Origin of the sequence: Nocardia sp. NPDC058176 (assembly GCF_042883805.1) — a bacterium.
Taxonomy (GTDB): domain Bacteria; phylum Actinomycetota; class Actinomycetes; order Mycobacteriales; family Mycobacteriaceae; genus Nocardia.
Genome location: NZ_JBHVVA010000002.1, coordinates 666,142 through 679,807, shown reverse-complemented (window position 1 = coordinate 679,807; position 13,666 = coordinate 666,142). Strand labels below are relative to the sequence as shown.

12 protein-coding genes are annotated in these 13,666 nt (G+C 69.8%); 1 reads left to right on the top strand and 11 read right to left on the bottom strand.

All coding sequences use genetic code 11. The features are described from left to right. Window positions 1–8: 8 nt before the first annotated feature. From mnhG to ACFVVM_RS15640, 8 genes are all read right to left on the bottom strand, one after another. Window positions 9–311, bottom strand: coding sequence for a monovalent cation/H(+) antiporter subunit G (mnhG, locus tag ACFVVM_RS15675; RefSeq protein WP_387617993.1), 303 nt, complete (start codon window positions 309–311; stop codon window positions 9–11). Continuing rightward, window positions 308–568 (bottom strand): monovalent cation/H+ antiporter complex subunit F, encoded by a 261-nt coding sequence (locus tag ACFVVM_RS15670; protein WP_387617991.1) that lies wholly within the window; start codon window positions 566–568, stop codon window positions 308–310. Before ACFVVM_RS15670 ends, mnhG begins: the two co-directional genes overlap by 4 nt. Next, complete coding sequence (locus ACFVVM_RS15665; protein WP_387617989.1) at window positions 565–1,128, bottom strand: Na+/H+ antiporter subunit E; 564 nt, start codon at window positions 1,126–1,128, stop codon at window positions 565–567. The genes ACFVVM_RS15670 and ACFVVM_RS15665 overlap by 4 nt, the downstream gene beginning before the upstream one ends. After that, window positions 1,125–2,723, bottom strand: a complete 1,599-nt coding sequence (locus ACFVVM_RS15660) for a Na+/H+ antiporter subunit D (protein WP_387617987.1) — start codon at window positions 2,721–2,723, stop codon at window positions 1,125–1,127. Before ACFVVM_RS15660 ends, ACFVVM_RS15665 begins: the two co-directional genes overlap by 4 nt. Beyond that, window positions 2,720–3,103 (bottom strand): Na(+)/H(+) antiporter subunit C, encoded by a 384-nt coding sequence (locus ACFVVM_RS15655; protein ID WP_387617985.1) that lies wholly within the window; start codon window positions 3,101–3,103, stop codon window positions 2,720–2,722. Before ACFVVM_RS15655 ends, ACFVVM_RS15660 begins: the two co-directional genes overlap by 4 nt. After that, a complete protein-coding gene (locus ACFVVM_RS15650; RefSeq protein ID WP_387617983.1) occupies window positions 3,100–5,889 on the bottom strand; it encodes a Na+/H+ antiporter subunit A in 2,790 nt (929 codons plus the stop codon). Before ACFVVM_RS15650 ends, ACFVVM_RS15655 begins: the two co-directional genes overlap by 4 nt. A gap of 112 nt (window positions 5,890–6,001) precedes the next feature. Beyond that, a complete protein-coding gene (locus ACFVVM_RS15645) occupies window positions 6,002–7,288 on the bottom strand; it encodes a hypothetical protein (RefSeq protein WP_387617981.1) in 1,287 nt (428 codons plus the stop codon). Between the two features lie 52 nt (window positions 7,289–7,340). Then, window positions 7,341–9,545 carry an AAA family ATPase gene (locus ACFVVM_RS15640; RefSeq protein ID WP_387617979.1) on the bottom strand — a complete coding sequence of 735 codons (2,205 nt, stop codon included), beginning with the start codon at window positions 9,543–9,545 and terminating at the stop codon, window positions 7,341–7,343. 101 nt (window positions 9,546–9,646) lie between these two features. Between ACFVVM_RS15640 and ACFVVM_RS15635 the strand changes: the two genes are divergently transcribed. Continuing rightward, window positions 9,647–10,024, top strand: a complete 378-nt coding sequence (locus tag ACFVVM_RS15635) for a hypothetical protein (protein ID WP_387617977.1) — start codon at window positions 9,647–9,649, stop codon at window positions 10,022–10,024. Between the two features lies 1 nt (window position 10,025). On the opposite strand, the gene ACFVVM_RS15630 is transcribed toward ACFVVM_RS15635, so the two are convergent. The 3 genes from ACFVVM_RS15630 to ACFVVM_RS15620 form a co-directional block, all read right to left on the bottom strand. Continuing rightward, complete coding sequence (locus tag ACFVVM_RS15630) at window positions 10,026–10,379, bottom strand: UBP-type zinc finger domain-containing protein (RefSeq protein ID WP_387617975.1); 354 nt, start codon at window positions 10,377–10,379, stop codon at window positions 10,026–10,028. Beyond that, window positions 10,379–11,845, bottom strand: a complete 1,467-nt coding sequence (locus ACFVVM_RS15625) for an ATP-binding protein (RefSeq protein ID WP_387617973.1) — start codon at window positions 11,843–11,845, stop codon at window positions 10,379–10,381. The genes ACFVVM_RS15630 and ACFVVM_RS15625 overlap by 1 nt, the downstream gene beginning before the upstream one ends. A gap of 83 nt (window positions 11,846–11,928) precedes the next feature. After that, window positions 11,929–13,596, bottom strand: a complete 1,668-nt coding sequence (locus ACFVVM_RS15620) for an FAD-dependent oxidoreductase (RefSeq protein WP_387617971.1) — start codon at window positions 13,594–13,596, stop codon at window positions 11,929–11,931. Window positions 13,597–13,666 lie beyond the last annotated feature (70 nt).

The following is a 13,666-nucleotide window of genomic DNA, read 5'->3' as shown; positions in this document are numbered from 1 at the left end:
GAAACAAATCAGAACAGGCCGTCTCGGTGGCGTTGTTCGCGGTAGGCCGTGCGGCCGATGAGGTGGGCGATGACGGGGGCGGTGATTATCGTGAACAGGCCGGTGAGGACCAGCATCCAGACGTTGACGTCGTGGCGCAGGTCGATGCCGGTGCCCGCGAGGATCAGGACGATGCCGACGACCTGGGGTTTGGTGGCCGCGTGCATGCGGGTGAGGGTGTCGGGGAAGCGCACGATGCCGATGGCGGCGGTGAACGCCAGGGCGGCGCCGCTGATGATCAGGATGCCCGAGAGCCATTCCCACGCGCTCATCGGTCGTCCCTCACTCGGAAGCGTGACACCGCGGCGGAGCCGAGGAAGCCGACCAGCGCGAGCGCGACGATCGCGGGGATGACCGTGGTGTCGTTGCTGTAGGCGGCCCAGACCGCGAGTCCGGCGGCGGCGATGGCCATCAGCGAGTCGATGCCGACGACCCGGTCCAGGGTGCTCGGTCCGGCCAGCACCCGGTAGCTGGTGATCACCGCCGCGCTGATGAGCAGGGTGCCTGCGATGATGGCGACGACAGTCATGGGCGCACCTCCGTTTCGGGATCGCTGCGACGCCGTTCGCCCGGTCGTTCGAAGGCGTTGATCATCAGATGTTCCAGGCGGCGGGTGGTGCGGTAGAACTTCACCACCGCCTCCTCGCTGCCGACATCGAGCACGTGGACGTACACCACGCACCGGGCCCGATCCAGCTCGAGCACCATGGTGCCGGGGATCAGATTGAGCAGGTCGGTACACATCACCAGCACCAGATCGGACTGGATGCTCAGGTGCACCCGCAGCACGCCCGAGACCGGCGGCGGACCGGGCCGGATACCCAGCCAGGCCACCTGCAGGCTCGATTCGAGCGCGTAATAGGTACTGACGACGATCAGTTCTAGGAACGACAGCGGATGGAACCGTCCGGCAACGGGAACGTTGGGCAGCGGCAGCGCCAGGACCACGACCAGCGCGACGGCCAGGCCACCGAGCAGGTTGGCCCAGCTCGGATCGCCCCACAGCGCGATCCAGACGACGGTCAGCCAGATGATGACCGCGATCCGCAGGATGGTGTCGCGGTTGACGAGCAGGCGCAGGGTGTTCATCGCGGCTCCGGGGTGCCGAAGACGGCCTCGATGTAGACCGACGGATCGTGCAGGTCGGTGGCGGCGCGTTCGGCGAAGCCGAGGATCGGCCCGGCCAGCACGGTGAGTGACAGGCCCGCGGCGACGAGTCCGGTGGTCGCGAGCACCATCACCACCGGCATCTTGCCGGGATCGGTGCGGTCGTCGTAGTGCACGTCGGTCGAATCCTCCACCAGCGTCGGCGGTTTGGCCGCGGTGAGATGACCCTCGGGCGCCTCGGCACGCGGCCGCCAGAACGCCTTGCTCCACACTCGCGCCACCGCGTACAGGGTGAGCAGGCTGGTGATCACCGAACCGGCCACCAGCACCCAGGCCAGCACGCTGCCGTCCTCGGCACCGGCCTCGAGCAGCGCGACCTTGCCGATGAAGCCCGAGAACGGCGGGATGCCACCGAGATTCAACGCGGGCACGAGGAACAGCACACCGAGCAGCGGACTGGCCGCGGCCAGCCCGCCGATTCGTCGCAGTGACACCGACCCGGCTTGTCGCTCGATCAGGCCGACGGCGAGGAACAAGCCGGTCTGCACCAGGATGTGGTGGGCCACGTAGTACACCGCGCCGGTGAGTCCGGCCGTGCTGCCGAGCCCGATGCCGAAGATCATGTAGCCGATGTGGCTGATCAGGGTGAACGAGAGCAGTCGGCGGATGTCGGTCTGCGCGATCGCGCCGAGGATGCCGACGATCATCGTCGCCAGGCCGCAGATCAGCAGGATGTTGTCGAAGGCGCCGTCGGGGAACCACAGCGAGTGCGTGCGGATGATCGCGTACACACCGACCTTGGTCAGCAAGCCGGCGAAGACCGCGGTCACCGGCGCGGGCGCGGTCGGGTAGGAGTCGGGCAGCCAGCTCGACAGCGGGAAGACCGCCGCCTTGATCCCGAACGCCACCAGCAGCACCGCGTAGCAGGCGGTGCGCACCCCGCTCGGCGCGGCTTCCAGCCGCACGGCCAGCTGGGCGAGGTTGAGCGTGCCGGTCGCGCCGTAGGTGATGCCGATACCGATCAGGAAGATCAGCGACGACACCATCGAGACCATCACGTACGCGATGCCGGCGCGGATGCGTTCCTCGGTGGCGCCGACGGTGAGCAGCACGAAGGAGGCGGCGAGCAGGATCTCGAAGCTGACGAACAGGTTGAACAGGTCGCCGGTCAGGAAGGCCAGCGAGACACCGGTGGTCAGCACCAGGTAGGTGGGTCGATAGATCGAGGTCGGCTGGTGTTCGTCGCCGTCGGAGATGTTCTGGCCGGCACCGTAGATCGAGACCAGCAGCAGGACGAACGCCGAGATGACCAGCATGCTGGCCGAGAGCCGGTCGACGACCAGGGTGATCCCGATCGGGGTGTCCCAGCCGCCGACCTGGACGGCGGTGGTGCCGTCGCGGTCGACCAGGTAGAGCAGCAGCGCGCTGATCACCAGCACCGTGCTGAGCGCGGTCAGCGAGATCATCGCCTGCAGGCGCGGGCGACGGCCGAAGACCAGGGTGAGAGCGGCACCGAGAAGTGGAACGAGAACGGGCAGAGCGACGATGGCGGGCAGCAGGTCCGAGGACAGGGTCACTGTTCGGGGTCCTCCTGCTCGCGCCGGGTCGCGATGTGGGCGTCCTCGGGGTCGTTGATCACGTCTTCGGTGGTGGTCAGCATGTAGGCGCGGTAGGCCAGCGTGAGGACGAATGCCGCCAGGCCCATGGTGATGACGATCGCGGTGAGGATCATCGCCTGGGCCAGCGGATCGGCGTTGCCCTCGTGCGCGGTGTCGGTGGTACCGAGGATCGGCGGCTTACCGTCCGGCCCGCCCATGGTGAGGATCAGCAGGTTCACCGCGTTGCCGAGCAGGATCATGCCGAGCAACATCTTCGAGACGACGCGCTCGAGCAGCAGGTAGACCCCGCACGCGATGAGCGCGCCGATCACGATCAACAAAACCAAGTTCGCGCTCATGCCAGTTCCTTGTCCAGCCGGGCGCCGAGGCTGCGCAGTACGTCGAGGACGAGCCCGACGACGACCAGGTACACGCCGAGGTCGAAGAACAGCGCGGTGACCAGCTTGATGTCACCGAGCACCGGCAGCGTCACCTCGATGATCGCCGAGGACAGCGGCGGTGCGCCCAGCAGCAGCGAGGCGGTCGCGGTGCCCGCCGCGAGGGCGAGTCCGGCGCCGAGGAGGTGCCCGGCGTCGACCGGTAGTGCCTCGCCCAGTTCGTAGCGGCCACCGGCCAGGTAGCGCAGGGTCAGTGCCAGTCCGGCGACCAGGCCGCCCGCGAAGCCACCACCGGGCGCGTTGTGGCCGGAGAAGAAGAAGTACACCGACAGCACCATGATGGTCGGGAAGATCAACCGGGTGGTGATCTGCAGGACCATCGAACGGTCGCGCCGGTCGACCAGCCGGGCCGCGGGCAGCCAGCTGACCTTGTCCGGATCGTAGAGCGGCGACTCGGCGGCACGCGGCGCGGCGCCGAAGCGGCGGCTGCGGAACACCAGCGAGGCGACACCGGTCGCGGCCACGGTCAGCACCGAGATCTCGCCGAGGGTGTCCCAGGCGCGGATGTCGACGAGCAGCACGTTGACGGCGTTCTTACCGCCACCGAGCTCATAGGCGGCGCCGGGGATGGCGTGCCAGATCGGTTCGGCGCGCCGCGCGGTGGCGGCGAACGCCGCGAGCACCGGCACGGTGATGCCGACCGCGACGGCCAGCATCGCCCGGCGCACCTTGAACGCGGTGGCCTGGCCGTCGGCGATCTCGGCGGGGAACGCGCGCAACACGAGCACGAACACCACCAGCATCAGCGTCTCGACCAGGAACTGCGTCAGCGCCAGGTCGGGTGCGCCGTGCAGCGCGAAGATCACACCGCAGCCGTACCCGGTGACACCGACGACGAGCACGCTGGCCAAGCGGTTGCGCAGCACGGTCGCCGCGAGCGCCATCGCGATCATGATCGCGCCGATGCCCGCCTGCAGCGGCGAATCCCACAGCCGCAGCTCGATGCCGTCGCGGGTGCCGACGGCGAGCAGCACCGTCGGCAACACGATCAGCGTGCCGAGGATGACCGCCTGGCTGGCGGGCAGCGAACCGGACTGGGTGCTGCCGGTGATGCGCAGCGAGATCCGGTCCATCGCCCGCAGGGCCGCGTCGTAGTTGCGGTCGGCGTTGCCCAGGCGCGGATGTTCGGGTTCACCGATCCGGCCGCGGATCACGAACAGGGCGAAACCACCGGCGATGATGAACACCGTCAGCACCAGCGGCCCGTTGACGCCGTGCCACAGCGCGAGATGCTCGTCGAGCACGCCGGGCAGCGTCTTGGCGTAGGGGCTGAGCCACCGGTCGAGCAGCGGTGCGCCGAGTCCGGCGGCCAGGCTGGCCACCGCGAGCACGGCGGGCGGGCCGAGCAGCAGCGGGCCGGGCGCGTGCCAGCTCATGGTGGTCTCGGAATCGGTCTTGTCGGCGAAGGCGCCCCAGACGAAGCGGGCGCTGTAGGCGACGGTGAACGCCGAGCCGATCGCGGCCCCGGCGACCAGCGCCACCCGGGCCGGGGTGGCCAGGTTCTCGGCCGTCCACAGCGCGCCGAGCGCGGTCTCCTTGCCGATGAAGCCGAGCAGCGGCGGCAGCCCGGCCATGCTGAGCGCGGCGAGCGCCGCGATGCCGAACAGCACCGGTTCGCGTCGGCCCAGACCGGAGAGTCTGCGCAGGTCTCGGGTGCCCGCGCCGTGGTCGATGATGCCGACCACCATGAACAGGCAGGCCTTGAACAGGCTGTGCGCCACCAGCAGGGTGATGCCGGCCAGCGCCGCGTACGGCGTGCCGACGGCCATCATCGTGATCAGCAGGCCGAGCTGGCTGACGGTGCCGAAGGCCAGCACCAGTTTCAGGTCGGGCACCTGCATCGCGCGCCAGCCGGCCAGCAGCAGGGTGATGATGCCCAGCGGCAGCAGCACCACCTGCCAGATCGGTGTCTGCGCGAACGCGGGCGCGAGCCGGGCCACCAGGTAGATGCCCGCTTTCACCATCGCGGCGGCGTGCAGGTAGGCGCTGACCGGGGTGGGCGCGGCCATCGCGCCGGGCAGCCAGAAGTGCAGTGGCACGATCGCGGATTTGCTGATGGCGCCGATCAGGACCAGCACGATGCCGACCGAGACGGCGGTACCGCCGGGCACCGCGTCGGCCGCGAGGATGTCCGAGAGCAGGAAGCTCTGGTATTTCAGGCCGAGGATGATGATGCCGACCAGCATCGCCAGCCCGCCGGCACCGGTCACCAGCAGCGCCTGGATCGCCGCCCTGCGGCTGCTGGCGCGCTCGGCGTAGTGTCCGACGAGAAGGAACGACAGAACGGTGGTGATTTCCCAGAAGACGAACAGCAGCAACATGTTGTCGCTGATGACCAGGCCGAACATGGCGCCGGCGAAACCGGTGAGCTCGGCGGCGAACAGCCCGAGCTTGGCCTCGTCACGGTCGAAGTACCTACCGCAGTAGGCGAGTACGAGCGCGCCGACGCCGAGTACCAGCACCGACATCACGGCGGCAAGGGAATCGAAACGCAGGTCGAGGTTCATCGAGATCTGCGGTGCCCACTGGATGTGGGCGTTTACGGTCTGACCCCAGTGGGCAATCACCCAGCCGAGGCTGCCCAGTGGTACCAGGGCGAGCAGATAGAAAGCATTGCGGCCCAGCGCTCGTACACACAGCGGGGCCGCTAGTGCGGCCAGCGCGTGGCCGAGCAGTACGGAGAGCAACTCCTCCTCCGTCGGGGTAGGTGGCGGTCGAGTAGCGCGCTTTGATCTTACGGGCGCGTAAGGGGTGCTCTGTGCCCCCCCGGGTGTTGGGTGTGCCATGTCACGTCGGGCGTCACGATGACGACACCACCGTAGCGGATGCGGTCGGCCGGATTCGGTACAGCAGTGCCAATCCGGCCGCGGCGCCGATCGTGATGGCCAGTGCGGCACGGCCCGGCGTGGCCTCCGCTGCGGTCATTCCGCCAACCGGCCAGTTGCGCAACCGGGTCGGAATCGCCCACAGGATCGAGGGCAGATACAGCGCGCCGAGCCCGAGAACCGCGCTGGGCAGATAGCTGACCCGGATCGAAGCGAAGGTGTATCCGGCGACGCCGGCGAGCAGCCCGACCCCGATGGTCCAGACGAACGACCAGGAGATCTGCGTGGCGCCGATGGCGAACAGGCAGATCGCGGCGATGCCGAGCAGCGCGAGCCACGGTGTGGGCCATCGCACACCGGTCAGCATGCCCGCCGTCGCGAGTGTGAGGACGACCACGACGCTCCACCCGAGGTTCGGTGCGTCGCCGAGAGAGTCGGCCGCCGCGGCCAGGCTGACCGCGAGCAGCACCCCGGCGCCGTCGCGGCCGGGCAGCAGCAGGGCGGCCACGAACGCCGCGACCACCGAGACGACCACGGCGATCCCGACCTGCCAGCCCGAGGCCCGCCGACCGTCGAATTCGTGCGAGAGCCATTCGGTGGCCAGCAGCGCCGACAGCGCGAGCACCGTCGCGGCCACGATCGGGGTGATCGGCAGGTCGGCGGCGAGGCGGGTCTGGGCGGGCAGCATGACGCCGTGCCGGTGTCGCAGCGTGCTCGCCACCAGCAGGACGACGAACACGACGATCATCCCCGCCGGGGTGTGCATCGTGGTCTCGGTCATCGCCGAGTCCGTGGTGAACACCGCGACGACCTCGCCGTACACGAACACCACCACCGTGCCGAGCGCGAAACCGAGCGCCCCGAGCGCGGGCCAGCGCATTCGCAGCGCGCAGATGCCGAGCGCGCCGTAGACCACACCGCCGCTGAGCGAGTCGATGTAGTTCTGGGTGGTGAGCACATCGGCCGAGGTCATCGCTCCGGCGATGAAATAGTTGACGGCCAGCACCACCGCACCGCAGGTGGCGGTCAGCCAGACCAGGCCGGGCCGGTTGACCGGCCGCACCAGCACCGCGACGACGACGGCGACGATCAACCCGAGCGCGGCGGCGCGCGGAACACTGTTGACCAGACTGGTGACCCGATACGGCGAACCGACCGCGGACGCGGCGCTGAACGTGAACGGCAGGAACAGTGCCATCCCCGCGACCGCGGCCCCGGTGAAGGCCGTGACCGCGTCCAGGCCATCCCCGATCTTGGGCACGGCTCGACGATACCGGCGAAAACCCCGCCCACCTGGGAGGTAGGCGGCGCGTTCAGGCCCGGTTCTCGGCGTAGCGGCGCAGCGACTCGACCTGATCGGGGTCGAGCGATGGCCGCACGGCGCCACGGGCGACGGCGACGTCCTCGGCGGTGACATCGGCGGCGGCCATGTCGCGGCGCAGGGCCGAGAGCGCGGCCTCGCGCAGCAGCGCGGCGCAGTCGGCGGCGGAGTAGCCGTCGAGGTCATCGGCCAGCGCGGCCAGGTCGACGTCCTCGGCCAGCGGCACCGAGCGACCCGCGGTACGCAGGATCTCCAGCCGGGCCGGACCGTCCGGCGGCGGCACGAACACCAGCCGGTCGAGCCTGCCCGGCCGCAGCAGCGCCGGGTCGATCAGCTCGGGCCGGTTGGTCGCGCCGACCACCACCACATCGCGCAGCGGTTCGACGCCGTCGAGTTCGGTGAGCAGGGCCGCGACCACGCGGTCCGACACCCCGGAGTCGCTGCTCTGGCCGCGCCGCGGCGCCAGCGCGTCGACCTCGTCGAGGAAGATCAGCGAGGGTGCCGAGTCGCGGGCGCGCTGGAACAGCTCGCGCACCGCCCGCTCCGAGGAGCCGACCCACTTGTCCATCAGCTCGGCGCCTTTGACCGCGTGCACGCTCAGCTGACCGGTACCGGCCAGCGCGCGCACCAGGAACGTCTTGCCGCACCCCGGCGGGCCGTAGAGCAGTACGCCGCGGGGCGGGTCGATGCCGAGGCGGGCGAACGAGTCGGGGTGGCGCAGCGGCCACAGCACCGCCTCGGTGAGTGCCTGCTTGGTCTCGACCATGTCGCCGACGTCGTCGAGGTCGAGCGAACCGATCGCCAATTCCTCTGTCCCCGACCGTGACAGCGGCCGGATGACCTCGAGCGCGCCGACCAGGTCGGCCTGGACGAGCTCGGGTTCGGTCTGCTCACGACTGGCGCGCCCGGCCGCGCGCACGGCCGCCTCCCGGCACAGCGCGGCCAGGTCGGCGACGACGAAACCCGGTGTGCGCGCGGCGATCGCGTCGAAGTCGAGGTCGCCCGCGGGCACCCTGCGCAGCAGCTGTTCGAGCAGTGCGCGCCGGATCACCGCGGTCGGCAGCGGCAGCGCCAGTTCGCGATCGCACAGGTCGGGGGCCCGCAGCCGCGAATCCACCTGTCCCGGATGGGCGGTGGTGGCCAGCAGTGCCACGCACGGCGCCCGCATCGCGGCCCGCAGTTGATCGAGGACGAGGGTGGCGACCGGCTCGGCCTCGGCGGGCAGCAGGGCGTCGATGTCGGTGATCAGCAGGATGCCGCCCTGCCCGGCGGCGATGTCGGCGACGGCCTCGGCGACCGCGCGCAGCCGGGTGCCGCTCTCGGTGGCGCCGACGCTCGGCCCGTCCAGTTCGACGACGCGGCGCGGGGCCGCGACCGCCCTGGCCAGCGTCGCCTTGCCGACCCCGGCCGGTCCGGTGACCAGCACACCGAGATGGGCGGGGGCGCCGAGGGTTTTCAGCAGCTCCGGTTCGTCGAGGGCCAGGCTCAGCCACTCGGCCAGCTTCGCCGCCTGCGCCTGTACCCCGGCCAGATCCTCGATCTGCACCGGCGCGCTGCCGACGCTCACCGACACGGGGTTGGTGTCGAGGTCGGTCAGGTCCTGACCGTTGCCACGTTCGACCGCGTGCTGGACCGCCGCGGCGCCACTGCCCCAGCCGACGGCCGAATTGGGTTGCACGCTCACCGGTCCCGGCATCGGTTCGATCGCGGTGACGGTGAGCAGTTCGGTGGTCCAGGCGATGCCGAAGGCGCGCGAGAGCGCCTGGGTCGCCGCCGCGGAGCTGATGTCGGGACCGAGGTCGCGGGGCAGCAGCGAGACCGTGTCACCGACGGTGACCACCTTGCCCAGCAGTGCCTGGCGCAGCGTGGCCGCGGGAATGCTGGCGGTCGCGTGCGCTGAGCCGCTCAGCGAGATCTGCTTGGCGCCGTAGACCGTCACTGGGGCGACGGTCACCGCCGCGTTCTCCCGCAGTCCCGCGTTCGACAGGGTCACATCGTCGAGCAGGGCGACGCCGGGCGGACTGTCGGCGGGGGCCTTGGCCACCACGGCGGCGGTCCGGCGCGCGCCGATCAGGGCGATGCCGTCCCATTCGCGCAGGCCGAGCGCGGTCAGGGTCTCGGGGTGCAGCCGCACGACCCCGCGTCGTGCGTCGGCTGCCGACGGGTTGAGCCGGGCGGTGAGCGAAAGTTCTGCCACTGTGCCATTCTGCCGTGTCCGCGCGGATCCGACCGGACTCGGTAGGCTGCACCGAACGCGCCGGAGCTGCCGGCGCCGCGATCCACCGGGGAAAACAGCAGATGAACCGAATCTCCCTCGTCGTCCTGGCCACCGGGACGCTCACCCTGGCGCTGGCCGGATGCGGTTCCGGCGACGAGTCCGCCGAAGCGAGCGGGCTGCGCAAGGGCACACCGGCCTCGACCACGAGCGCACCCGCCTCGACGACCACCACGCCGCCGACCACCGCGGCCGCCGTCGGCTCAGCGCTCACCTGCACCGAGTTCCGGGCACTGGATTCCGACGGCGAGAAGCGGGCGATCGAACAGATCCTGGCCGACAATCCGGGCAGTCAGTTCGAGGGCAGCCCGAATGTGGCGCTCGGTACCGCCAAGCTGGTGTGCCTCGCGCCGGGCAACGCGGACAAGACCGTCGCCGAGGCGATCGGGATCGGCGCGTAGGTCAGTGGATGAGTGACTGCCAGTCGGCGGGCACCCGGTCGGCCGGGCCCGGCACGGCCTGATCGGTCGGGTGACTGGTCGGCGGCGCGAGTTCGGGTCCGCCGCTGTACATCTCGCTGGTGGCGAAGTTCCAGAACCACTCCTCGCCCGGTTCGTAGCTCTGCGTGAACGGGTGTCCGGTGCTGCCGAAATGCTTGGTCGCGTGCTGACTGGGGGAGCTGTCGCAGCACCCGATGTGCCCGCATTCGGCGCAGCGCCGCAGGTGTACCCACCAGCCGCCGCTCGCGTCGCACTCCACACATCCGGGGCCGCTGGGCGGCACGCCCGGTTCGATCCCCGCGATCTCCTCTGCCATCACTGACCTCCTGTGTCGGGTGTGCTGTCAGTGTCCACCGTCGGTTCCAACGGCAGGCGGACGATGAAACGTGTGTCGCCGGGTTCGGATTCGACCCGGATGTCGCCGTCGTGCTTGTTGACCACGATGCGGAACGAGATGTCGAGGCCGAGGCCGGTGCCGTCGCCCACCGGTTTGGTGGTGAAGAACGGTTCGAAGATCCGGCTCCTGACCTCGGGGGCGATGCCGGGGCCGGTGTCGCCGATCTCGACGACGGCGCAGTCGCTTTCCCGGTAGGTGCGCACGGTCAGCGTGCCCTCACCGCCCATCGCGTAGACGGCGTTGTCGATCAGATTGGTCCACACCTGGTTGAGTTCGGCGGCGAAGCAGGGGACCGGCGGCAGGGTCCGGTCGTAGTCCTTGACAAGGCGCACGCCGTCACCGAGCTTGCGGTTGAGCATCACCAGCGTCGAGTCGAGCAGTTCGTGCAGGTCGACCACCTGGTACGGGGCTCGGTCCATCTGCGAATACTGTTTGGCCGCACCGACCAGCGTGGAGATCCGCGTGGTCGAATCGGCGACCTCGTTCATCAGCAGCTCGGTCTCGATGGTGTAGTTCAGCCAGCGGATCGCGCCCTCGAAGACCTGGGCCTGGCAGGCTTCCAGCGTCGCGTGCACGCCTTCGAGCCAGTCGAGGTCCAGTCCGGCCTGCACGAAGGTCGGGGCCAGGTTCCAGCCGTCGGCGATGCCGTGATCGTCGAACCAGTCGGCGAGCGTGTCCTCGCGATCGGCGGCTTCGAGCGGGGTGAGCTCGGGTGCCTTGGCGACCTGCTCGGCGGCCTGTTCCTGCAGTTCGACCAGCTTCACCAGCACTTCCGGGGAGAACTTGCCCGCGGCCATCATCTTGAGTTTGTGCCGCATCCCCGCGACGCGTTCGCGCAGACCCGAAATGGCGCGCACCGCGGCGGCGGCCGGATTGTTGAGCTCGTGGGTGAGCCCGGCCGACAGCGAGCCGAGCGCGAGCAGCCGTTCCCGTTCGGCGATCCGCTGACTCGACCGCTGCCCACCGTAGAAGGCGCCCTCGAGCAGGTGCACGGCCATCGGGAACCACTCCTTGACCATGCGCCCGAAATCGGCGGCGGCGAGCACAAGGAATCGGGAGCGCCGCTGGACATACATCGAGCCGGGATACTCCTGGCTCACCTTGTCGCCCAGGTAGGCCATCCAGGCGCCCGCGTACACCCCGCGCTGATCGGTGCGGTTGATCTCGATCTCGGTGCCGCCGGACAGCTTCGTCAGCCGCACCTCGCCGTCGATCAGCACGTAGAAGCACGAGGCCGGGTCGCCTTCGCGGTACACCAGACCCGGCTCGATGAACTCGATGTGCCCCGCCGCGCACAGTTCGGCCAGCTGGGCGTCGTCGAGCTTCTCGAACAGGAACAGCGTGCGCAGTTCGTTCGGATCGCAGATCAGCGCGCTGTCGGTCATCGTCGCCTCCTAAGCTGAATCCATGGGCATGATCGGGCGGCCTGCGTGGTCACGCTCCGCTACCGCCTCCGGCCGCTGACCGCTCATGCCAGGTACCGGTGGACGAGCATCACGGCCATCGCGCCCTCGCCGACGGCCGAGGCGACCCGCTTGGCGGACTCGGCGTGCACGTCACCGGCGACGAACACCCCGGGCACGCTGGTCTCGAGGTGATGCGGCGGCCGGGGCAGCTCCCAGCCCGGCGGCCGGGCGCCGTCGACCATCAGGTCGGGTCCGGCCACCACGTAGCCCGCCGCGTCGCGGGTGACGACGCCGTCGAGCCAGCCGGTCTGCGGCGCCGCGCCGATGAACAGGAACAACCGCTGCGCCTCGACCTTGTCCTCGGTGCCGGTGCGGTTGTCGCGCAGGACGATTCGCTCGAGGTGATCGTCGCCGTCGACGCCGGCCACCTCCGTCTCGGTGTGCACGACGATGTTCGGGATCTGCGCGATCTGCTGGATCAGATAGTGCGACATGGACTTCTCCAGCGAATCCCCACGCACCACCAGATGCACGCGACGGGCATTGCGGGACAGGAACACCGCGGCCTGCCCGGCCGAGTTGGCGCCGCCGACGATGTAGACCTCCTGATCGGAGCATTCGGCCGCCTCGGTCATCGCCGAGCCGTAATACACACCGCGCCCGGTGAATTCGTCGACGCCCGGCGCATTGTGCCTGCGATAGTCGACCCCGGTCGCGATGAGCACCGTGTGCGCGCACAGCCGCCCGCCGTCGGCGAAGCGCACCGTGCGCGCCGACCCGTTGACCTCGAGCCCGACCACATCGCGGGTCGTGATGATCTCCGCGCCGAATTTCGTGGCCTGCCGCCGCGCCCGGTCGGCCAGCTGCGAACCCGAGAGCCCGTCGGGGAAACCGAGATAGTTCTCGATCCGCGAACTCTGCCCGGCCTGCCCGCCGGTCGCGGTGCGCTCCACCAGCACCGTGCGCAGGCCCTCGGACGCGCCGTACACCGCGGCACCGAGCCCGGCGGGTCCGCCACCGACCACGATCAGGTCATAGAAGTCGCCGCTCGGCTGCACGGTGAGGCCCACGTTCTCGGCCAGTTCGCTGTCGGAGGGCTGGATCAGCGCGGCGCCCTCGGCGGTGATCACCACCGGACAGGAGTGCGGATCGGCGCCGGCGGCTTCGAGCAGCCGGGTGCCCTCGGGTTCGTCGACCGGGTACCAGCGATACGGCAGCTGATTGCGGGCCAGGAATTCGCGCACCTGCGAGGAGCGCGGTGACCACCGGTCGCCGACGACCTTGGTCTCGTACACCGGCCGGTGTTCGGCGCTGCGCCAGGCATCGAGCAACCCGTCGAGCACCGGATACAGCTTCTCCTCCGGCGGATCCCACGGCTTGAGCAGGTAGTGGTCCAGATCGATGACATTGATCGCCTCGATCGCGGCATTGGTGTCGGCGTAGGCGGTCAGCAGCACGCGCCGCGCGTAGGGGTGCAGGTCCATCGCCTGCTCGAGGAATTCGATGCCGTCCATCCCCGGCATCCGGTAGTCGGCGATCAGCACCGCGACCGGCTGCCCGCGCAACTTCAGCTCCCGCAGTGCCTCCAGTGCCTGCTGGCCCGAATCGGCGCGCAGGATCCGGTAGTCGGCACCATAGCGGCGGCGCAGATCGCGCACCACCGCCCGGGAGACACCGGGATCGTCGTCAACGCTCAGAATGGCCGGTTTGGTTACCGCGGGAGTGCTCACGGAATCGAGTATCCCCCTGTTTTTGGCGGCTGGCGCCGCGGGGTTTTCGGCCCTGGAGGCCTCACACCCG